Annotated in this window: 22 protein-coding genes; 6 read left to right on the plus strand and 16 right to left on the minus strand. The window is 44.2% G+C overall.

All coding sequences use genetic code 11. The annotated features are described in order from the left end of the window. Nucleotides 1-297: 297 nt before the first annotated feature. The gene (locus tag BCU75_RS04125) at nt 298-915 is read right to left on the minus strand and encodes a c-type cytochrome (RefSeq protein WP_004735574.1); all 618 of its coding nucleotides are present in this window, start codon (nt 913-915) and stop codon (nt 298-300) included. A 148-nt stretch (nt 916-1,063) separates the two neighbouring features. Here BCU75_RS04125 and yihA point away from each other — a divergent pair, with 148 nt between their 5' ends. Together yihA and BCU75_RS04135 are read left to right on the plus strand one after the other, a co-directional pair. Beyond that, nucleotides 1,064-1,723, plus strand: a complete 660-nt coding sequence (gene yihA / locus BCU75_RS04130) for a ribosome biogenesis GTP-binding protein YihA/YsxC (RefSeq protein ID WP_065113321.1) — start codon at nt 1,064-1,066, stop codon at nt 1,721-1,723. A gap of 231 nt (nt 1,724-1,954) precedes the next feature. Beyond that, complete coding sequence (locus tag BCU75_RS04135; RefSeq protein ID WP_102473000.1) at nt 1,955-2,560, plus strand: GTP-binding protein; 606 nt, start codon at nt 1,955-1,957, stop codon at nt 2,558-2,560. Between the two features lie 506 nt (nt 2,561-3,066). On the opposite strand, the gene polA is transcribed toward BCU75_RS04135, so the two are convergent. The 3 genes from polA to hemB form a co-directional block, all read right to left on the minus strand. Further along, complete coding sequence (gene polA, locus BCU75_RS04140; RefSeq protein ID WP_102473001.1) at nt 3,067-5,880, minus strand: DNA polymerase I; 2,814 nt, start codon at nt 5,878-5,880, stop codon at nt 3,067-3,069. Between the two features lie 678 nt (nt 5,881-6,558). After that, nucleotides 6,559-6,993, minus strand: coding sequence for a GNAT family N-acetyltransferase (locus BCU75_RS04145; protein ID WP_102464474.1), 435 nt, complete (start codon nt 6,991-6,993; stop codon nt 6,559-6,561). Nucleotides 6,994-7,071: 78 nt separating this feature from the next. Then, entirely contained in the window at nt 7,072-8,115 is a 1,044-nt protein-coding gene (hemB, locus tag BCU75_RS04150; protein WP_076675974.1) for a porphobilinogen synthase, read from the minus strand. Between the two features lie 208 nt (nt 8,116-8,323). On the opposite strand from hemB, the gene BCU75_RS04155 reads away from it, so the two are divergent. Then, entirely contained in the window at nt 8,324-9,085 is a 762-nt protein-coding gene (locus BCU75_RS04155; RefSeq protein WP_102473002.1) for a TatD family hydrolase, read from the plus strand. Between the two features lie 301 nt (nt 9,086-9,386). On the opposite strand, the gene tatC is transcribed toward BCU75_RS04155, so the two are convergent. The 7 genes from tatC to rmuC all read right to left on the minus strand — a co-directional run bounded on the left by tatC (nt 9,387) and on the right by rmuC (nt 15,707). Beyond that, nucleotides 9,387-10,142 carry a twin-arginine translocase subunit TatC gene (gene tatC, locus BCU75_RS04160; protein WP_076675970.1) on the minus strand — a complete coding sequence of 252 codons (756 nt, stop codon included), beginning with the start codon at nt 10,140-10,142 and terminating at the stop codon, nt 9,387-9,389. A gap of 132 nt (nt 10,143-10,274) precedes the next feature. Further along, nucleotides 10,275-10,682: a Sec-independent protein translocase protein TatB gene (gene tatB, locus BCU75_RS04165; protein ID WP_102473003.1), complete on the minus strand. Its 408-nt coding sequence runs from the start codon at nt 10,680-10,682 to the stop codon at nt 10,275-10,277. 3 nt (nt 10,683-10,685) lie between these two features. After that, nucleotides 10,686-10,940: a Sec-independent protein translocase subunit TatA gene (gene tatA, locus BCU75_RS04170; RefSeq protein WP_004735565.1), complete on the minus strand. Its 255-nt coding sequence runs from the start codon at nt 10,938-10,940 to the stop codon at nt 10,686-10,688. 54 nt (nt 10,941-10,994) lie between these two features. Continuing rightward, the gene (ubiB, locus tag BCU75_RS04175) at nt 10,995-12,629 is read right to left on the minus strand and encodes a ubiquinone biosynthesis regulatory protein kinase UbiB (protein ID WP_076675966.1); all 1,635 of its coding nucleotides are present in this window, start codon (nt 12,627-12,629) and stop codon (nt 10,995-10,997) included. Next, nucleotides 12,626-13,231, minus strand: coding sequence for a ubiquinone biosynthesis accessory factor UbiJ (locus BCU75_RS04180; protein ID WP_102473004.1), 606 nt, complete (start codon nt 13,229-13,231; stop codon nt 12,626-12,628). Before BCU75_RS04180 ends, ubiB begins: the two co-directional genes overlap by 4 nt. Nucleotides 13,232-13,329: 98 nt before the next feature. Next, entirely contained in the window at nt 13,330-14,109 is a 780-nt protein-coding gene (ubiE, locus tag BCU75_RS04185; protein WP_026012235.1) for a bifunctional demethylmenaquinone methyltransferase/2-methoxy-6-polyprenyl-1,4-benzoquinol methylase UbiE, read from the minus strand. Nucleotides 14,110-14,174: 65 nt separating this feature from the next. Then, on the minus strand, nt 14,175-15,707 hold the full coding sequence (rmuC, locus tag BCU75_RS04190; protein ID WP_102473005.1) for a DNA recombination protein RmuC: 1,533 nt from the start codon (nt 15,705-15,707) through the stop codon (nt 14,175-14,177). Nucleotides 15,708-15,845: 138 nt separating this feature from the next. Between rmuC and BCU75_RS04195 the strand changes: the two genes are divergently transcribed. Next, nucleotides 15,846-16,739 carry a DMT family transporter gene (locus BCU75_RS04195; RefSeq protein WP_102473006.1) on the plus strand — a complete coding sequence of 298 codons (894 nt, stop codon included), beginning with the start codon at nt 15,846-15,848 and terminating at the stop codon, nt 16,737-16,739. A 151-nt stretch (nt 16,740-16,890) separates the two neighbouring features. Here the strand turns inward: BCU75_RS04195 and BCU75_RS04200 are convergent, their stop codons facing one another. From BCU75_RS04200 to ftnA, 3 genes are all read right to left on the minus strand, one after another. Then, nucleotides 16,891-18,084, minus strand: a complete 1,194-nt coding sequence (locus BCU75_RS04200) for an NAD(P)/FAD-dependent oxidoreductase (protein WP_054548006.1) — start codon at nt 18,082-18,084, stop codon at nt 16,891-16,893. A gap of 250 nt (nt 18,085-18,334) precedes the next feature. Beyond that, nucleotides 18,335-18,658: a universal stress protein UspB gene (uspB, locus tag BCU75_RS04205; protein WP_076678462.1), complete on the minus strand. Its 324-nt coding sequence runs from the start codon at nt 18,656-18,658 to the stop codon at nt 18,335-18,337. Nucleotides 18,659-18,726: 68 nt separating this feature from the next. After that, the gene (gene ftnA / locus BCU75_RS04210; RefSeq protein ID WP_004735556.1) at nt 18,727-19,254 is read right to left on the minus strand and encodes a non-heme ferritin; all 528 of its coding nucleotides are present in this window, start codon (nt 19,252-19,254) and stop codon (nt 18,727-18,729) included. Nucleotides 19,255-19,443: 189 nt separating this feature from the next. On the opposite strand from ftnA, the gene uspA reads away from it, so the two are divergent. Together uspA and BCU75_RS04220 are read left to right on the plus strand one after the other, a co-directional pair. Continuing rightward, nucleotides 19,444-19,878, plus strand: a complete 435-nt coding sequence (gene uspA / locus BCU75_RS04215; RefSeq protein ID WP_076678461.1) for a universal stress protein UspA — start codon at nt 19,444-19,446, stop codon at nt 19,876-19,878. 52 nt (nt 19,879-19,930) lie between these two features. Beyond that, the gene (locus tag BCU75_RS04220; protein WP_102464481.1) at nt 19,931-20,809 is read left to right on the plus strand and encodes a carboxylate/amino acid/amine transporter; all 879 of its coding nucleotides are present in this window, start codon (nt 19,931-19,933) and stop codon (nt 20,807-20,809) included. A gap of 112 nt (nt 20,810-20,921) precedes the next feature. Here BCU75_RS04220 and BCU75_RS04225 read toward each other — a convergent pair whose 3' ends face one another. Both BCU75_RS04225 and BCU75_RS04230 read right to left on the minus strand, forming a co-directional pair. Continuing rightward, complete coding sequence (locus BCU75_RS04225) at nt 20,922-21,491, minus strand: hypothetical protein (protein ID WP_102473007.1); 570 nt, start codon at nt 21,489-21,491, stop codon at nt 20,922-20,924. A gap of 121 nt (nt 21,492-21,612) precedes the next feature. Continuing rightward, nucleotides 21,613-22,392, minus strand: coding sequence for a class I SAM-dependent methyltransferase (locus BCU75_RS04230; protein WP_102473008.1), 780 nt, complete (start codon nt 22,390-22,392; stop codon nt 21,613-21,615). Nucleotides 22,393-22,407 lie beyond the last annotated feature (15 nt).

Genomic DNA, 22,407 nt, shown 5'->3' on the forward strand with positions numbered 1-22,407 from the left:
GGCTGTCCTAGCCTGATCCGTTTCTGTCTATACCGTTAGACTAGATGACCATCCGTATCTAAGTCAGCTCCTAGCTGATGGCCGTTACTTTACCCGGTTACAAAAAGACTACAAGAGTTCAAGCTCACACTTTTGTACACAAATCGATCACACATTGATAAATCAGACATCAGCACAAAACACATTAATAAAACCAATACAAAAGAAAACGCCCCAACCATTACTGATCGGGGCGTCTCTTCAATCTCGCTCGAGCGTACATTTCTTTACTCTGGCTAAGAGCAAGAAACCGACATATTAGTGTAAACCACCAACGTACTTCGATAAGGTATCAATATCTGCGTCTGTTAACTTTTTAGCTACATCACGCATCATCGCATTCATGTCGTTATTACGGCTACCATCGCGGAATTTCTCAAGTTGAGCCTTGATGTAATCTGCGTGCTGGCCTGAAATCTTAGGGAAACCAGAAAGTTCGGTACCGTTACCACGTGGACCGTGACAAGCAATACACGCCGTTACGCCGCGTTCTGCGTTACCTGCGGTGTAAAGAACCTTTCCTTCATCTACTACATTCTCAGGAGTAGAGTTACTAGAGATAGGTAGCGATGCGTAGTACGCCGCTAGGTCAGCCATATCTTCTTCAGATAAAGACATCGCCATTGCACCCATTACAGGTTCATTACGACCTTGCTTACCACCACTAGTCATACCGAGCTTAAGCTCTTTTAACTGCTTCTCTAGGTACTTCTCATGTTGACCAGCCAATTTAGGGTACTGGGTGATCAGACTGTTGCCGTCAGCACCGTGGCAGGCAACACATGTTTGTGATTTGGCTTTACCAGCTTCAATACTACCTTGAGCCCATACTGAGCAGCTGGCTAAAAGACTCAAAATTAGCGCTAATTTCTTCATGACATTCCATTATAATTATCAAGCTTCCAGTACCACTCTATGTTGCCACTCATGGTACAATAGGCGACCTTATGCCGAGCACGGTTATTTTACACAAATTCACAAAAAAGTAATCAATCGACTACACAAAGTCGAGATGGAGTTAACAGTGAGCGTAAAAATTCATTATCAAAACACGCATTTCATTACCAGTGCACCTGATATTCGTCATTTACCAGAAGACGAAGGGATCGAAATTGCGTTTGCAGGACGCTCCAATGCTGGTAAATCTAGCGCGCTAAATCGCGTTACAAACCAAAAAAGCTTGGCGAAAACCAGTAAAACACCCGGTCGAACTCAGCTAATTAACCTATTTAAGGTAACGGACGGTTGTCATATCGTCGATTTACCAGGATATGGCTTTGCTCAAGTACCGCTTGAGATGAAGAAAAAATGGCAAAAGTCGTTAGGTGAATACCTACAACGACGTGAAAGCCTGAAAGGTTTAGTGGTATTGATGGATATCCGTCACCCAATGAAAGACCTTGACCAACAAATGATCTACTGGGCTATCGATAGCCGCATCCCAGTACAAGTTTTGTTAACAAAAGCAGACAAACTTAAAAGCGGTGCACGTAAAGCACAGCTACTGAAAATCCGTAATGATGCGAAATCTTTCGGTGGTGATGTTGCGGTTGATGTCTTCTCTTCAATGAAGGGCATCGGCGTTGACCAACTGCGTGCCAAGATGGATGAGTGGTTTGCTCCGGTATTTGCCGATCAAATCATTGATGAGCTAACGGACGAAGAGCAAAACGACTCAGAGTAGTTCCTCTATCTAGAGCTTTATCTATAATTAGAGGGTAAAGCACTTACAGCAAGTGATTTACCCTTATCAATACCCTGCCTCTTATTAGGCGGGGTATTTTTTTACCCAAAAATTAGCGAGTTAAACCTAAATCTTGAGAGTTAAAGACAATATTAATCAGTTAGAAGTGAGAGAAATGAACCATACTAAAGGACTACCTTTGACAAACAGAACAATGAGAAAGGAATACTCATGTGGAAAAAACCATTGGCGACCATCGCGCTTATATTGATCTCATTTACCGGTGCATCATCTGAAGCGGAACAGCCCAAAACCGAGGCCGCTTTGGTCAATGTTGATATGACCTTAGATCTCGACGGTATGGAGAAGTACGCTCAGGAAGCAAGTGAATCTCTCGAAGTGATATCACAATCGTTGCAAGCCATCGTCAACAACCCCAACCTTAGCGATGATCAGCAGCAAGCATTGAATCAAACCGTTGAGAGCATTAATAAGCTCGCCAATTCAACCAAGACATCGCTCAACCAACTTCCACAAGCCTTAGACAATTCTCGAATCGCCTTTAAAAAAACCAGTCAGATACTGTTGGATGACATTCAGACCAAGATCATTATTGCGTTAGCAGCCGTTATCGCTGTCATTGTTATCGCCTTGACTGCCATCTACCTACTTATCCTAAAACCCATGCAGCAAACCTTAGTGAAAGCGACCAACAATATCTCTTCTATGGCGCAATCCATCCAAATCACCGCCGAAGCACTTAAATTCAGTACAGAGAAACAACAGGAAATCATGGGTTACATTGAGCATTCACCAAGCCAATGCACTGATAAATAAAGCACAAGCCATCAATCATTTACAGGTAACTTGTAAAATAAAAGTTATTTTAAACAATAAAAAAATCAAACTAAGGATGGATGTTAATTACCAATTGCTGATCAACTTCCAGATTTAAGGCAAGCTTGGTAATAAAAAGTATATTTGGGGAAACGCTGGAAAAGGCACTAAAAACAAGCCGATTAACGAGGGAATTTAGATTGGAAATATTTTTCTTTCGCACAAGAAAAAACGCCCCAGTCAAATACTGACTGGGGCGGCTGAATCAGCCTAATCCAATAACGTGAAACAAAAGGTCTGAAAGATAGAACATCTTACCTCTGTACCCTACAAGATTTAATGTACAACAATTGCTCAGAAATGAAAACCATTTTTGTAGTTTTTTTTCATTAATGTTTTATTAAAACATTCAAATCCAATTATCCACTCGACTTTATTTCAGACAAAAAAAAGCCAGTGTTTGTGCACTGGCTCATACTAATTTCATCAATAAGGTCGAAAACTGATTAGTGGGCTTGATCCCAGTTGTCACCGTGGCCAGCTTCCGCGACTAGCGGTACTGCTAGATCTGCAGCTAACTCCATCAATTCTTGTACTTTACTTTCAATTTCGGCTAAAGCTGACTCTTGAACTTCAAATACCAATTCATCGTGTACTTGCATCAATAGCTTCACACGACCATCGCCTTCGGCTTGGATCCACTCATCCACTAGCAGCATTGCTTTCTTGATGATGTCTGCCGCCGTACCTTGCATTGGCGCATTGATCGCCGCACGCTCAGCCGCTTTACGACGCATGCTATTACGAGATTGGATTTCAGGAAGATGCAAACGACGACCGTAAATGGTTTCAACGAAGCCTTGCTCTGAAGCAGCGCTGCGAGTGTCTTCCATGTACTGCATTACCCCTGGGTAGCGTTCAAAGTAAGTGTCCATATAATGTTGTGCTTCGCCACGAGGAATACCCAGCTGCTTAGCCAAGCCGAACGCGCTCATGCCATAGATAAGACCAAAGTTAACCGCTTTCGCACGACGACGTTGTTCAGTCGTTACCTGATCAATATCAACACCGATAATCTCAGCAGCGGTTGCTGCGTGGATATCTTTACCTTGTTGGAACGCTTCCAGTAACGCTTTGTCACCCGATAGGTGTGCCATGATACGCAATTCAATTTGCGAGTAATCGACTGCGAGAATCTTCCAACCGTGCTGTGCAACAAATGCTTGGCGGATACGACGACCTTCTTCATTACGAATTGGGATGTTCTGTAGGTTTGGATCGGTTGAAGACAAACGGCCCGTCGCAGTCACTGCTTGATGGTAAGACGTATGAACACGACCCGTTTCTGCATTGATCATCTTCGGCAGCTTATCTGTATAAGTAGACTTCAGTTTTGCTAGGCCACGATACTCAATGATCAGTTTAGGTAACGGGTAATCAAGAGCCAGTTCTTGCAGCACTTCTTCATTAGTTGAAGGCGCACCTGATGGCGTTTTCTTGATAACTGGCAGACCCATTTTCTCAAACAAGATCGCTTGCAGCTGTTTTGGTGAGTTCATGTTGAACTCTTGCTCTGCAATCTCGTAAGCTTTCTGTTCTAGCTCATCCAGACGAACCGCAATCTCTTGCGATTGAGCGCCTAGCAACATGTCATCGATGAATACACCGGTGCGTTCAATGCGAGACATCACAGGAATCAGTGGCACTTCGATCTCTTCATAGATCGATTTTAGCTTTTCATCTTTCTCAATGTTTTCCATCAGACGGTTATGAAGACGTAAAGTCACGTCAGCATCTTCCGCGGCATATGGAGAAGCCTCACCCAGCTCAATCTGGTTGAAAGTAAGTTGTTTCTTACCTTTACCTGCGATTTGCTCAAATGAAATGCAGCTGTGTTGTAGGAAACGCAGCGCTAGGCTGTCCATGTCATGTTTGCCACCTACGCTATTGAAAACGTATGACGCCAACATAGTATCGAACTTAATGCCCTTCATCTCGATACCGTAGCGCGCTAGCACACTCATATCGTATTTTAGGTTTTGACCCACTTTTGCTTGAGCATCATCTTCAAGAATCGGTTTCAACTGCTCAAGCACCCAATCGCGATCCAGCTGTTGTGGGGCGTCTAAGTAATCATGAGCAACAGGCACGTAAGCGGCAACGCCTTCTTCAGTCGCGAATGACAGACCCACAAGGTTCGCCACCATGTAATCAAGACTGTCAGTCTCGGTATCAAAGGCAAACACCTCTGCGGCTTTAAGTTTCTCTAACCAAACATTGAATGACGCTTCATCTAAAATCGTTTCGTAGTGACTACGGTCAATCGTCACGGCAGAGGTATTCATCTCCACGGTAGACGTTGCTGCAGAAGCACTGCTGCGTACCGCACCAGCTCCCGTTGCTGCAGATCTTTCATCCGCCTCAACCACACCACTGCCACCTTCAAGCAGCTCGTTCAACCAAGATTTGAAAACCAGTTGGCCGTATAGTTTGATCAGTTCGTCGATATTTGGCTGAGCTTTAACGAGTGACTCTGGTGTCTCTTCAAGTTCAACATCTAACTTGATCGTCGCAAGCTGGTAAGACATATCAGCGTTGTCTTTATTATCAGCCAGCTTCTTAGCCATGGTTTTCGAACCACGGAAACCAAGTGCCGCAATATCATCAAGATTTTGGTACAGCTTTTCGATACTACCGATACCTTGCAGCAATGCCGTGGCAGTCTTATCGCCCACACCTGGAATGCCTGGAATGTTATCCACTTTATCGCCCATCAGCGCGAGATAATCGATAATAAGCTCTGGCGGGATACCAAACTTCTCAATAACACCTTCACGATCCATCACCACGTTGGTCATGGTGTTGATTAGGGTAACGTTGTCATCGACCAGCTGCGCCATATCTTTATCACCGGTACTAATAAGCACAGGCATACCCATCGCAGAAGCTTGAGAAGCCAACGTACCAATCACGTCATCCGCTTCAACACCAGGAATAGAGATAAGTGGCAAACCCATCGCACGAATTACGTTGTGCAGCGGCTCGATCTGACAACGAAGATCATCAGGCATCGGTGGGCGGTTTGCTTTGTACTCTGGGTACATATCATCACGGAACGTTTTCCCTTTCGCATCAAAAATAACTGCAATACGATCAGAAGCAAATTGACGCATCATGCTGCGCAGCATGTTAACCACACCATAAACAGCATTCGTTGGGATATCGCCATTGCTCATGGTGCCAGGGTAAGCATGGAACGCGCGATACAGGTAAGAAGAGCCATCGATCAGAATCAATGGATTATCAGGAATACGAGCCATAATGTTTGTGAATCCAGTAAGTACAGAAATTATCTGTTAAGAATGCCACGTCTGTTGGTTGGATTCTACGTTGTCGATCCGTATCCGTTGACTCGACTGTGTTCGTTATAATCAATTTGTTGTTATTTTTTGTTCTTAGACACAAACGTTCTGTGGATAACTCTGTTTATATTATTTACCCACCCTGTTGAGAACTAAGGTAAACCAATCAAAAAACACAAATAAACCACTGAAAATAAAAGACAAAATTACAGATCGAACATATGATCAACGATCTTTTCTCGATCTTGTATTGTGGAAAAGAATGCTGATGGCGTTTTATTCATAAAAAAACGTGCCACTAAATATGCATCTTGTTGAAATCGAGGTATAAAAAAAGCGACACCCGAAGATGTCGCCTAGCAAAAACCGGTAAAGCCATTCAAATTGAATACCACAGCTTTACCTAAAAGCTATAAATTACACTGGAAGCAATGTGAGCAATGTCGTGTCAAAAAGAACTTAGTACAAGTTCGCGAGAATTCTGTTGGGTAACCAAGTAGATACTTGAGTACTTAACATCCTTGTGAACATTTCCTCATTCCCTAAGACGAAGTTAATAATAATGATTCTCATTTAATAGTCAACACTTAAATGATAATAAATCTCATTTAATTTATAACCCGTTAATGACAGTGTTCAAATTTGCTTCAAAAAATGAATTCTATGGGCATTAATGTCTTCTTTTTCTTCTAATTTTTCGATTAGGTAACCGTTTCTCAATAACAAACGCAGCATTGCGGGAAACTGGTTACGAGATTTCACTTTCAGCTGTTGGTACCCCTGTTGCTTCACCCACTGTTCTTGAGCATCTAATTGCGCCTGTGCAACACCTTTATTTCTTGCGAGCGGTAACACGCCCCCAAACCAACTGTAAAAAGTCTGTTGATCCAATTCATAGCCGATCTTAAAACCAAGTAATACACCCGCTTCCTCGGCTACAAGGATCAGGTTGGTTTTACCCGTTAATCGCTCCGATAAAGACGCTACACTCTCTTTCTTAGCAAACTCGGTAATCTGCTCAACAACAGAGATCACCTCTGCTAATGAGCCTTCACGCACGATTACAGACATACTCGTTCTCCTCATAAACAAAAGGGCTGACACAATGGCCAACCCTTTAATTGATTCATCTAATCGAACGCTAAATCGTTACTTTTCTTTTAAGTGCTCAGCGGCTTGTGCGTTATCTGCTGCAAGCCACTCTGCCACATCTTTAGCAAAGTAAGTCAAGATGCCATCTGCGCCAGCACGCTTAAAGCACAACAGTGATTCCATTACCGTTTCGCGCTCTTTCAGCCAGCCATTCTGGATCGCCGCTTTGTGCATCGCGTATTCGCCAGACACTTGGTAAGCATACGTTGGAGCTTGGAGCTCGTGCTTAACACGACGAACAATATCAAGGTAAGGCATGCCAGGCTTAACCATGACCATGTCTGCACCTTCATTCAGATCCATTGCAACTTCATGAATCGCTTCATCGCTGTTGGCTGGATCCATCTGGTAGTTCTTCTTGTTACCACCTTTCAGGTTCGAAGCACTGCCAACTGCATCACGGAATGGGCCGTAGTAGCACGATGCGTATTTCGCAGAGTACGCCATGATTTGAGTATGAATGTAGCCAGCTTCTTCTAACGCTTCACGGATTTTACCAATACGGCCATCCATCATATCCGACGGTGCAACCACATCAGCACCCGCTTCAGCGTGTGATAGTGCTTGCTTAATCAAGACTTCAGTCGTCTCGTCATTCATCACGTAACCATCTTCATCGATGATGCCGTCTTGGCCGTGAGTGGTGAACGGATCCAGTGCTACGTCAGTAATCACACCCATATTTGGCACGTGCTCTTTGAGTAAGCGTACTGCTCGTTGTACCAAACCTTCTGAGTTATGAGCTTCAGCCGCGCATAAACTTTTAGCATCTTGGTTCACTACCGGAAACAGAGCAATTGCAGGAACACCCAATTTTGACAGGTAATCCGCTTCCTCAAGCATAAGATCGATAGACAGGCGTTCAACACCTGGCATTGACTCTACAGGCTCACGACGCTCTTTACCCATGAGAATAAACATTGGGTAGATTAGATCATCCACAGACAATTGATTTTCTGCCATTAGGCGACGGCTAAAGTCGTGCTTACGCATACGGCGCATACGGCGACCTGGGAATTGACCTTGAATTGAAACTGACACTAGATTCTCCTTGCCTAGTCTAAGCACCGAAATGCTTAGATATGAAAAGTGCAAAATACAGGCAAAAGCATATCACTGATGGCTCAGGACGCTAACAGTAAAATATAAAACCCACTCAAAAACAGGGAGAAATGGCAAAAAATGACCTTCTCCTCACACTGCCGTATACTCATGACAATTCAGTAAAGACCGCTTTCAGGACAAAACAATGATCGATACTCATGCCCATATTTACGCGAGCGAATTCGATGAAGACCGTGAACAAGTCGTGCAACGCGCGCTTGCTCAAGGTATTGATACCATTCTGCTGCCGAACATCGATTTAGAATCTATCGAGCCAATGCTAGCGACGGAAGCTCAGTTTCCGGAGGTATGTCGTTCAATGATGGGCTTACATCCTTGTTATGTGGATGCAAATATCGAACAAACCCTCAAAACCGTTCGAGCTTGGTTCGATAAGCATGACTTTATCGCCGTGGGTGAAATAGGTATCGACCTGTACTGGGATAAAACCTTTAAAGCAGAACAAGAGATGGCGTTTGTGACTCAGCTGCAATGGGCAAAAGAACTCGATCTACCTGTGGTGATCCACACTCGTGATTCCATTGAAGAGACACTTGCTCTACTTCGTAAAGAACAAGATGGCAGCTTACGTGGTGTATTCCATTGCTTTGGCAGCAGCTTAGAGGAAGCTCAAGCGATCAACGCACTCGGCTTTCACCTCGGGTTAGGTGGTGTGTCGACTTTTAAAAATTCCGGTATGGACAAAGTGATCCCTCACCTTGATATGAATTACATCATTCTAGAAACAGATTGTCCGTATTTGGCACCCGCGCCGAATCGAGGCAAACGCAATGAGCCAGCCTATACCGAATTGGTAGCGAAACGTATCGCCGAACTACGCAACATGACAATAGATGAAGTCGATAGTATAACCACAGCGAATGCCAAGGCGCTATTTAGCCTGTAACAGATTTATCAATAAATAAATTCAATGGTTTAGAGTGAATTTATTTGTTAAAACATAGTGATATGTATACTATCAACCACCTGCATATGGAGGTAGTTGATATGTGTGACCACTCACAACATTTACAACGTCAACATCGAACCTTATGGCATAAAATTTTGGGCATCAAAGAGCTCTATATATGCCAAAACTGTGGCTATCAGTTAAAGATTCGATAAACAGACAAAACAAAAAAGCGGCCATAGGCCGCTTTTTTGTTTTCAAATTTTTAGCTGAAATTTAGCAAAGAAGTACGATTCAATTACGACTCAGCTTCTTCCTCTTCATCACCATCTGGCTTACGCACATAAAAACGCGCAAAGAACAGACCAATCTCAAACAGAATACACATTGGAATAGCCAACAGTGTCTGCGAGATCATATCGGGTGGTGTCAACATCATACCAACAATGAAAGCGACAACAACGATGTACGGACGTTTTTCAGACAGTTGTTTCGGTGTCGTTGCACCAGTCCAACATAGCAAGATAATCGCGACAGGCACTTCAAAAGCGATACCAAAAGCAAAGAATAACGCGAGTACAAAATCAAGGTAACTCGATATATCTGTTGCGAATTCTACGCCACCCAATGATATTGCAGTAAAAAAGCCAAATACCAACGGGAATACAATGAAGTAGGCAAACGCCACACCACAGTAAAACAGTAGTGAGCTTGATGCCAACAACGGCATGATCAAACGCTTCTCATGCTTATATAAACCCGGAGCAACAAAAGCCCACACCTGATACAAAATAAACGGAACCGCAACAAAAATAGACGCGATTAAAGTTAACTTCAACGGTGTGAAAAATGGCGATGCAACATCCGTTGCGATCATCGTAGCCCCTTCCGGTAGACGATCTACCAAAGGTGCTGATACGAATTCATAAATTTCATTAGCGAAATAAATTAGCCCCACAAATACAACCAGAACTGCGACAATCGCACGTAGTAAGCGATTACGGAGTTCCAGAAGGTGGCTAATTAAAGGCTGTGTCTGCTCAGTCGAAGACATGTCAAACCTCTTAAACAGGAAGATCGAAAAGGAGCCGCGTGCATACTTATCTACTTAAATATTTAGCTACTGAAACACCTAGCTACTTAAACATCTAGCGACATAAGTATCTGACGACTCCTCCTAGCGAGACTATTCGGCTTTCTTATCTGACGTTGCTGAAGCTTCACTATTGACCTGAATGGTTTCAGATTCAACGGTTTCCGTGACACTAGGTTCAGTATCACTTGGCTTATCAGACTCAGGCTTAGCATACGGACGTTGAACTTGAGCAGCGGCCTGCTTAAGCTCATCAACTGATGCTTTTAGGTCTGGAGATAAATCTTCCATACCCATTTTTTCCGCCTTACGTAGGTTTTCTTGAAGCTCTTGTACTTTAAGCTCATGAGAAAGTTCATCTTTCACACTATTTGCCATGCTTTTCGCTTGCCCAATAAACTTGGAGACACTACGAATAGCAACAGGCAAACGCTCAGGTCCTAGAACGACTAACCCAACGACAGATATTAATACCAGTTCCCAAAAACCGATATCAAACACGATTTACGCCTGCTCTTTGTCTTTCTTTGTTTCAGCAGTTGTTTCAGCGCTAGCTTCTTTCTTCTGCTGTTCAATATTCTTTGGTTCAAAGTCTGCATCTTTCTTATCTGCAGGTTTGTCTTCATCGCTCATCGCTTTTTTGAAGCCTTTCACCGCTGAACCTAAGTCACCACCCATGCCGCGTAGTTTCTTCGTTCCAAAAAGTAAAATTACAATCACAGCAATGATTAGAAGTTGCCAAATACTGATACCACCCATTGTCATTGTCCTCGGGTCTGTCTACACATAAAAAATATTAAGAGAGTCTACTGTCTAACGACGGTAAGCTCGCCAACTAAGCAACCAAAATGTGACACCTGCGATGCCACAGCCCATAGATAGCTGCTCATAAGGGCTTGAAACTAATATTGCGGAGCATACGACTAAAGTGGCTCCAACACCAAACAAAAACTTTCCAGTCGCTTGTTGGCGTTTGGTATCTCGGTAGCCTTGATAAAGCTGATCCATTCTCTGGTTCATCGCTTTACCCTGACGAAGGCTGTCATAAAGTAACTCTGGCAGCTCTGGTAATTTCTCTGCCCAGAATGGCGCACGCTCTTTTACTGCGTTGATCACAGCTTGCGGCCCCACCTGATTCATCATCCAGGTTTCAAGGAAAGGCTTCGCCGTTGCCCACAAATCAAGTTGCGGATACAGCTGGCGGCCTAGGCCTTCCACATACAACAAGGTCTTCTGTAGAAGCACTAACTGAGGTTGAACCTCCATGTTGAAACGTCTTGCTGTATTAAATAAGTTTAGCAACACATGGCCAAATGAGATCTCGCCAAGTGGTTTTGCAAAAATTGGCTCACACACCATACGAATCGCAAATTCAAAATCGTTGACGTTGGTGTCGTGTGGCACCCAACCAGAATCCACGTGTAGTTCTGCAACTTTACGGTAATCTCGATTGAAGAAAGCCAGTAAATTCTCGGCTAAATAGCGCTTATCTTCGCTATTGAGCGTACCTACAATGCCACAATCCAAGCCAATCCACTGAGGGTTATCTGGATTTTCTGGGTTAACGAACACGTTCCCCGGATGCATGTCTGCATGGAAAAAGCTGTCTCGGAATACTTGGGTAAAGAATACCGTCACGCCACGTTCAGCCAGCAGTTTCATGTTGGTGCCGTTAGCTTCCAATGTCGCGATATCCGACACTTGAATACCATAGATTCGTTCTGACACCATCAAGCTTTCACTGCTTAAGTCAGGAATAACCTCTGGAACATACAGCTCTTCACTGCCTTCAAAATTACGTCGCAGTTGAATGGCATTCGCTGCCTCGCGGCGCAGGTCGAGTTCATCAAGTAACGTTTTCTCGTACTCGTGAACCACCTCAACCGGTTTCAAACGACGTGCTTCAGGAAGCGACTTAGCGACTATACGCGCCATTCGGTGCATCAGTTTTAGATCTGCGTCAATCACCGGGCGAATATCAGGTCGAATGACCTTCAGAACAATCTCGCGGCCGTTCTCTTTAAGCTTTGCAGTATGCACCTGAGCGATAGATGCTGAAGCCAATGGCTCGATATCAAAGTCAGTAAACCAGTTATCTAAGCTGCCACCCAGTGCCTTTTCCATATCTTGCTTGGCCAGTTGACCATCAAACGGCGCCACTTGGTCTTGCAGCAAAGCCAATTGATCTGCGATGTGAGGAGGAAACAGGTCACGACGCGTTGACATCATTTGACCAAACTTGATCCACACCGGCCCTAACTCTTGCAAAGCGAGACGCAAACGCTGACCCAACTCCTTATCTTGATGCTTATTTTTGAGCCAAAATAGAGACTTTCTCGCCAACAGTGGCGCTTTAGTCAAATGGTGCTCAGGCATCAATTCATCAAGGCCGTACTCTAACTGTACCTTGATAATATGATAAAGACGTTTCAGTTCTGTCGGGGTCATATTTTCTCCAACAGAGCGTTCAACTTAGCTTCAAGGCGGGCAACTGAGCTTTTTATGTCATCAACCTGATCGCAAAAATGCACCACTTCTAACGGAGCCGGTGCAATCTTCCACTCTTCAGTCAAAACCTGAGCAACATGGTTTTGATGCTTAGTTGCTTGCTTCGCCACAAGGCTACCGACGTTTTTAACGCCTTGTACCAAGGTATGAGCAACCACATCGCCAGTCACACGTGACAACCACTCTTCCAAATCAGGCTTACAGTCTGTCATCAGTTGAGCAAACTTCTGTGCGAGCTGAATATCACCTTCTAAGATCAGCTTATCTTGCTTGATCAGCTTGGTGATGTTCGATTGCTCACGCAATTCAGGCAGTACCGATAGGTTCAAAGATAGGTAACAGTCAGGCTGCCCTTCATATTCAGCCAACACATCGATCTGTTGGCTGAAAACGAAAGTGAGTGTTTTATTCAACTCTTTCAAATTGACTTGAATGATCTGCCCCTTTAAACGAGACAAACGACGAACCAAAGCTGGATCATCGTTCACAAAAGTATTTAAAGAGGTTTCAATAACCGCGGTGACCAATGGATCAAATGGCATGACTGTCCTTACCTTTGAAAACGGATAAGCGTTAACCTATCCGTTCTATCTTTATTCTTATTTTTTAGCACACTCTACGAGCCTGCTACCAAGTTCGACTAGAACTTGTAACCACGGTGCAGCGCAACAATACCGCCCGTTAAGTTGAAGTATTTAGTATTTTCAAAACCCGCTTCTTGCATCATACCTTCCAAGGTTTCTTGGTTAGGGTGCATGCGGATTGATTCTGCAAGGTAGCGATAGCTGTCTGCGTCGTTGGCAATCAGCTCACCCATTTTTGGCAACAGGTGGAAAGAGTATGCATCGTAAACCTTTGATAGAGGCTCAAGTACTGGCTTAGAAAACTCAAGAACCAACAGGCGACCGCCTGGCTTAAGTACACGGTACATTGAACGCAGCGCTTGGTCTTTATCGGTTACGTTACGCAGACAGAAGCTGATCGTAATGCAATCGAAGTAGTTGTCAGGAAAAGGTAGCTCTTCAGCGTTTGCTTGCACGTAATGTACGTTGCCAACAATACCGCTATCACGCAGCTTATCACGGCCAACATTCAGCATTGAGTTGTTGATATCAGCAAGAACCACGTGGCCTTTTTCGCCAACGATACGCGAGAATTTCGCAGTAAGGTCGCCTGTACCACCACCAAGGTCTAGGATACGTTGACCCGGGCGAACGCCACTGCAATCAATCGTGAATCGCTTCCACAAGCGATGAACACCACCCGACATTAGATCATTCATGATGTCGTATTTAGCGGCTACAGAGTGAAATACCTCTGCTACTTTCGCGACTTTTTCGTCTTTTGCGACTGTTTCGAAACCAAAGTGTGTGGTTTCTGACTCTACTGCTGAATTTGTCTGCACGCTTGTGTCCATAATGCTGTTATCTACCATGGTAAGTTCTCATCGTCAGCACACTAACTGTTTATAGGCGCTGCGGCCGATTAGTTTACTTTATCCTCAGCAGGTTGTCTTTCTACTAAGGAGGCATTTTCTGAAAAAGCCTCATTTTGAGCCATTTCGGCTATACCAATAGAAATCGACTTTTTCACTTCAACACCCAATTGCTTGAAACTTTCAGCCTGACGAATCACATTACCACGCCCAGTCACTAGCTTATTCATTGCTCCTTGGTAGCTTTGGTTCGCTCTGTCTAATGAACTGCCAAGCCCTTCCATATCATCAACAAACAAACGTAGTTTGTCGTAAAGCTTACTCGCACGCTCCGCAATAACTTGCGCGTTCTGGTTCTGTCTTTCGTTGCGCCACAGGTTATCAATGGTACGCAGTGCCACCAGCAAGGTCGTAGGGCTGACCAAGATAATGTTTTGTTCCATCGCATCTTTGACCAAGCTAGGGTCGGCTTGAATCGCCACCTGAAATGCAGGTTCGACGGGAATAAACATCAGCACATAATCAAGACTCTGGATGCCTTTGAGCTGATGGTAATCTTTCTGGCTCAAGCCTTTAATGTGCGCGCGCAGTGACACCAAGTGATCGCGCAATGCAGCGTCACGTTGCTGATCAGTCTCAGCGTTGAAGTAGCGTTCAAACGCCACCAAAGCCATTTTAGAATCCACCACCACTTGCTTATCTTGTGGCAAATGTACGATCACATCCGGTTGGTAACGCTTGCCTGCATCGTTTTGCAGGTTTACTTGAGTTTGGTATTCATGGCCTTCTCGCAGCCCTGATTCCGCCAGCACCCGCGCCAGCACCACCTCCCCCCAGTTACCTTGTTGTTTGTTATCACCCTTTAGCGCCTGAGTCAGGTTAACCGCCTCACGCGTCATACTCTCATTGAGGCGTTGCAGGTTTTTAAGCTCATGCACCAAGGTGTGACGCTCTTTGGCCTCTTGACCAAAGCTATCATTAACCTGTTTCTTAAAGCCCTCCAATTGCTCTCGCAGCGGAGATAACAAACCTTCTAAGCTTTGTTTGTTCTGTTGATCGACCTTGGCGGTTTTGCTCTCAAATAGTTGATTGGCTAACAGTTCAAACTGCTGCTTAAGTCGAGATTCCGCTTGTTCTAGCAATTGCAGTTTTTCACTATTGGCCAGGTTTTCTTGGTCGTGCCTCGCTTCTTGCTCTCGAAGTTCAGCCTCCAACTCAGATTTATGGTCTTTCAGTACATTGATCTCATCAGCGTACTGCTGACGCTCTTGCTTCACGGCTTCAAAGTAGCGAAGCTTTTCCATAGCAGCCATCACCTTGCCGTGGGCTTGCTTGAGTTCAAATGCGGCTTTATCTCGGTCGTCATCCAACTCATTAAGCTCTTGTTGTGCTTCTGCGAGTGATGATTTGAGCTGTGACTGTTGAGATTCATGCAACAAACGATCGGACTCGAGTTGTTGTTCGAGAAGTCGATTCTGAAAAGAGAACTTCTGTTTAATCCACCAACCCACCACACCGCCACTGACGAGCGCGCCAGAAATTGCAGCAATAAGCGTTGCTTGATGTTCGATAATCCATTGCATGATAATGATTTAGCCTAATTGTAAATAACTCATTAAATGGTATTTTGATACTGGATAAATGTCCAGTTTGCCGTATTAAAATTCGACAGATAGACTAGGCGCTTCGTATTCTGTCCCATCAAATTAGAATGAGTTGCTATGAACGAACGTCGTGCCTTGGGCTTTGGCCTTGCTGCAGTATTACTGTGGTCAACCGTTGCTACGGCTTTTAAGCTGACCCTTGCTGAGTTTTCGCCGATCCAGATGCTGACCATTGCCAGCATTGTGTCATCAATGGCACTGATCGCGATCTGCGCTTTCCAAGGTAAACTCTCACAGCTGAGTACTACGTTTCTTTCAAACCCTTGGTACTACTTGCTGCTTGGTTTAGTTAACCCATTGGCTTACTACCTGATTCTCTTCAAAGCATACGACTTACTGCCCGCATCTCAAGCGCAAGCCATCAACTACAGTTGGGCAATCACGTTGACTCTCATGGCTGCAGTGTTCCTGGGGCAAAAGATTCGCAAACAAGATTGGATTGCGTGTACTTTCAGTTATGCGGGCGTGGTGGTCATTGCTACCAAAGGTGATGTTCTGGGAATGCAATTCGATAGTCCACTCGGTGTAGCACTGGCGCTGCTTTCAACCTTGCTTTGGGCGGGATACTGGATTCTCAACACCAAAAACAAGGCTGACCCTGTGATTGGTGTACTGCTTGGTTTCTTAGTGGCATTGCCCTTCGCGATCGGCTTGACCATTTACGAAGGCGAAAGCTTCAGCCAAATCACAACGAAAGGTTGGATGGCCGTGACTTATGTTGGCCTGTTCGAGATGGGCATTACCTTTGTCTTATGGCTCTCTGCACTGAAACTAACCAATAATACGGCACGTATTAGCAACCTAATTTTTGCCTCACCGTTTATCTCGCTAATGCTACTTTCAACGATCATTGGCGAAGAAATTCACCCAGCAACGTTGTTCGGCTTGGTGCTGATTATTGCGGGCTTGGTGATTCAACAGATCAAGTTTTCAAAAAACAAACCTGCGTAAATGAGCAAATGAGCAAAAAGATTCGATTGAGCACGAAAAGCTATCGATAAAGTCGAACCTAGAGCTAGATGACAGTGTTAGGTACAAAAATGGCGAGTCCTATGACTCGCCATTTTTATGCAATCTGAAATCTAATGGGTAAGCTAAAAGCTTAAACCCACTGGCCTGCGGCAAAACCAGAACTCCAACACCATTGGAAGTTATAGCCACCCAACCAACCTGTTACATCCATTACTTCACCGATGAAGTAGAGGCCAGAGACAGTCTTACACTCCATTGTTTTTGAGGATAAGTGATTGGTGTCTACACCACCTAAAGTCACTTCAGCTGTTCGGTAGCCTTCGGTGCCGTTTGGCGCAATTTTCCAGTTCTCTAGATGCTCTACGATGTCATTCAATTGTTTTTCATTGAACTGCTTGAGCGGCTTGTCTTCGAGCTCTTTACGATCAATCAACACTTCCACAAAACGCTTTGGTAGTGCTTTCGCTAAGGTATTTTTCAGGCTTTGATTTGGGTGTTTCTCACGAGAGTTTTCAAGTAGTTCAGCAACGTCCACTTCAGGTACTAGGTTAATCGAAACCGATTGACCCGCTTTCCAGAACGAAGATATTTGCAGTACCGAAGGTCCAGATAGGCCGCGGTGAGTAAACAACAACGCTTCCTTGAATAGAGTGCCGTCTTGCGCGGTGATCTCGGCAGGAATCGCGATGCCCGAAAGCTCAGCAAAAGCTTCTTTGTCTTCTTTATGCAAAGTGAATGGAACCAAACCTGCGGTAGTCGGCATTACGGATAAACCAAACTGCTCTGCAATCTTATAGCCAAACGGAGTCGCCCCCAGTTTCGGCATAGATAAACCACCTGTAGCCACCACTAATGAGTCACACTCAACTTCGTCGGTATTAAGGTGCATTTTGAAGCCAGCGTCTGTTTTTTCGATTGAGTGAACATCACAACGGTAACGCTGTTCGACTTTCGCCTGCTTACACTCTTCAAGCAACATACTCACGATATCTTTTGCGGTGTGGTCATTCACACAGAACAACTGGCCGTGATCGCGCTCTTCGAACTCAATACCGTACTTACTGACCATCGAGATAAAATCCCAGTTGGTGTATTGAGATAAAGCTGACTTCACGAAGTGAGGGTTGTTACATAGGAAGTTGTTAGCTGAAACATCATAGTTAGTGAAGTTACAACGGCCGCCACCTGAGATTAAAATTTTTCTGCCTGGTTTCTTTGCATGATCAACCACCAGCACTCGTCGGCCGCGCTTACCCGCTTCCGCAGCACACATTAAGCCCGCGGCGCCCGCACCAATTACGATTACATCAAACTTTTCACTCATTGGGGTTCTGCTTTCTTCACTTTTGCACCCCGAGTACGCCCTGTTCTCGAAATGCCATCAATAAAAAAGGATGTGCATAAACAGCACATCCTTACTAATTGCTCGCTATTTTAGCGGCAATTTTAAACTTTGCAATTGATGTTCAATTGTACAATTTGCAGACAGCAGCAAAACAACTACTCGGCTTAGCTAACCAACAACCGAAGCTTCGCACCAAAACCTAAACTCTACTTCACGCGTACTAAATAACTTAGACGATGAAAGAAGACAGCAACGTTACACCCAACAGAGCGGAAGAAAGTATAAATAACTGTCTTACACGATCACACTTCGTCATAAACACTTCGTCGTGATGATGGTGGTACTCTTTGCTTTTGATGTAACTAAACAAGCGAACTTGTTTGGTCATATTGCCATGAGTTGTGAAGAATCCACCTCCATCTACTTGTTGATAAAGCAGAGGATGTGCTTCTCGCATTATATAAATGAGTGTTCTTAACGCAGTAAAATAACGCGCCCAGTTCACACAAGTCACAACCATTAGTGCAAATAGAATAGTGTCGCCGCTGATCATCCTTTCCTCCCTACATCTTCATACGAAAACTCAAAAGAAAAAGATAATCAGTGTCTTTCTCGTACTACCTAAACGGCAGGAGCTTCCATAATTGAAGATGAACCATCTTTTGCCAATTGCGCTAGGTCTTTATCAATAAAGAACAGTGCTTTACCGTCTTCACCAACAAGCTCTAGCTTATCCAATACACCTTTAAACAACTTCTCTTCTTCGTGTTGCTCTGCAACGTACCATTGCAGGAAGTTAAAGGTTGAGTAATCTTGTGTGCTGAAAGCAACGTGAGCCAGTTTGTTGATCTTTTGAGTAATCATCTGCTCATGTTCATAAGTTTCACGGAACACAGCACCAAGGCTATCAAATTCATGTTTTGGCGCTTCAATCGCACCTAGAATTGGCATTGCACCTGTTTCACTTACGTAAGTGAAAAGACGCTGCATATGTTCCATTTCTTCTACTGCATGAACACGCAGAAACTCTGCTGCACCTTCAAATCCTTTGTCTTCACACCAAGCACTCATTTGTAAGTATAGATTGGATGAGAAAAATTCTAGGTTAATTTGATCATTCAGTTGCTCAACCATAGTTTTTGACAGCATTTAAGACTCCTAATTACATCCTCAATTTTCTTTATTATATCACTATTTAATGAATATCTCGCTGACCATTAGTTAACCGATATTTCAACCGTCTATTACGCAAGACAGTGGATATGAGATCACTTCAGCAAAAAAAGGCATCACATAGTGCTAATCTTTAATCAGACAATGAATAAAGGAGGTAGCAATATGAGTTACAAACATATTTTGGTCGCAGTCGATTTATCAGATGACAGCAAATTACTTGTGGATAAAGCGGTAGCATTGGCTAAGCCATTGGAAGCCAAAGTCTCTTTTATCCATATCGACATTAACTACGCAGAGCTTTATACCGGCCTGATTGATATCAACATGGCAGAAACCCAACACAACGCGATGGAAGCATCACGTATTCAACTGCAAAATTTTGCTGACTACGCTCAATACCCGATCACTCATACCTTAGTGGGCAGTGGTGATTTGAGCCATGAGTTATGTGACACCATCAACGAGTTCAATGTTGATTTAGTGGTCTGCGGTCACCATCAAGACTTTTGGAGCAAACTGCTTTCTTCAACACGACAACTGATCAACGCCTCTCCAGTTGATATGCTGGTCGTGCCTCTAAGAGATTCAGAAGACTAATGATTTAAGGTTAGGTAACATACAGCTCATATCTTATTAACGAAGTTTTACTATGAGCTATTTAGCTGGTGTTACCCTCCTATGGGCCTTCTCCTTTAGCCTGATCGGCGTTTACCTTGCTGGTCAAGTTGATGCTTGGTTCTCTGTACTGATGCGTGTTGCCCTTGCCGGTATCGTGTTTCTTCCTTTCCTTAAATTCCGTGGTGTCTCGCGAAAACTTATCGCTAAATTGATGGCCATTGGTGGCATCCAACTTGGCTTAATGTACTGCTTCTACTATCAGTCTTTCTTGCTGCTATCCGTTCCTGAAGTCCTTTTGTTTACCGTTTTTACCCCAATTTACGTCACGCTTATTTATGACTTTCTCAAAGGGCAATTCTCTCCGTGGTACTTAGTGACAGCTGCAATTGCTGTATTGGGCGCAGTATTCATTAAATTTGCGGGCATCAACGAAAACTTTTTAGTTGGCTTCCTCGTCGTACAAGGCGCGAACCTGTGCTTTGCTATCGGTCAGGTTGGTTATAAGGTGTTGATGGAGAAGGAATCGACAGAGTTACCTCAACGAACCGTATTTGGTTACTTCTACTTAGGGGCGTTATGCGTCGCTTCGGTTGCTTTCATGCTGCTGGGCAACCCAGAGAAACTGCCAACCACCACTCTTCAATGGGGAATCCTGCTCTACCTCGGATTAATTGCTTCAGGGCTGGGTTACTTTATGTGGAACAAAGGTGCATGCATGGTAAATGCAGGCGCACTTGCTGTGATGAACAATGTTTTAGTTCCAGCAGGCCTTGTGGTGAACATCCTGATTTGGAACAGAGATGTCGATTTAGTTCGATTGTCTATTGGTGGTGCCGTTATCTTGTTCTCTTTATTCGTCAATGAGACGTGGGTGAAGAAGCGCGTAGCGAGATCCACAAGCAACGCCTAACCGCTTTCACTGAGCTAAACGAACTAGCTCGGATAGCCCTAAAATGCAAAAGAGCGACCTAAGGTCGCTCTTTTTAAATCATCGTTGTAGCAATAAACTATCCGAATCAGCTTCAGTGAATGTGATTATGGCTCACGACCTGAGTCTTGGTTTCAATAAATGCAGCATCATCAAGTTGTAGGTTGATGCGTTCAAGATCACTTTCCAGTTTCTGGCTTTTCTTAAACAGCTTTTGCTGCTTCTTAATCATCTTCGCGAGCTTTTTGTTGTACTTCTCTTGTTTCTTAGCCGCTTTCTTCGCTCGTTTGAGCTCAGCTTTGTCATCGCCAACAGCCATAAGTTTTTTCAATTTGGCTTTTTTCAACGAAACTTTATCTGCTGCTTCTATGCTAGCAGGGTCAAAAATTTGCACGGCTGGCTCAGCGCTGTCCATGACCTCGATAAGAGAAACCTCCGGAGTTGGTAAGGTTTCAGCAAGTAGGCCACACGCGACTTTTTCTTCAACGGGTTTATTCTGGCAATCAATCGGTGGGATTGCAGTTGGTTTGCATAAGTTCGCTTGATCCGACGATGAACGCGCACAAGAACGACACACAAACTTAGGTTGAGTAACCAAGCTGTGGATCTCTCCTAGGTGTTCGGTAATATCTCGACGGTTTAACTTACAAAAGCGTTTAGCCATGCTACAACTCCAGCTAAGAATAATAATGATTCTTAGTTAGATATACATCCGTAACGCGGCTATCGCAAGTGTTAAATGGTAATTTATCGTATTTATGACGGGAAATTTTCTTAGCTTATCTCTAAGTCATTGATGCTTTCACATACACATCAAATCGGTTCTTTTTGGTTTCAATCGCCATGCTCGGTTTTTGCTCATCTAACCAAGCCGCATAATCAGGCCTTTTCACCACAACTCGTTTTGATGCGAGCTTGAGGGCTGGTTGCAATAGCGCATCTGCATCCATGTCTGCACCCACCAATGATTGGAATACGCGCATCTCTTTTTTAACCAAAGCCGATTTCTTTTTGTTCTCAGGGTGTGGGTACATTGGATCGAGATAAACCACATCTGGCTGTTCGAAATTAGGATCGTCGCTTAACTTATCTAAAGCATCATGACTTGAAGCGTGAATCAGCTTCATGCGTTCAGTTACCCAATCACCAATATCTGGATCTTGCTGCGCACGTTGTAAGCCATCATCCAGTAAGGCTGCCACAACAGGATGACGCTCTACCATTTGCACCTTACAACCTAAAGAGGCCAACACAAACGCATCACGTCCTAAGCCTGCCGTACCATCGAGAATGGTTGGCGTTGCGCCTTTGTTTAAACCCGCCGCCTTGGCGATCGCCTGACCTTTACCACCACCAAACTTGCGTCTGTGACCGACTGCCCCACCGACTAAATCAACAAAGATAGCGCCAAGTTTCGGTTCGTCCACTTTGCGTAACTCAAGTCGTTCGCTCGTCAGAACCAACGCAAAATCGCTGTTTTCATCATGAGATAAATTCCAACGGGTCGCTAAGTCATTTAAATGTTCGATTTGGGTAGCATCTTCGCAAATCAGTTGTAGTTGCAAGGTCGTCTCCAACAG

This window comes from Vibrio splendidus (assembly GCF_002873455.1).
Lineage (GTDB): Bacteria > Pseudomonadota > Gammaproteobacteria > Enterobacterales > Vibrionaceae > Vibrio > Vibrio splendidus_J.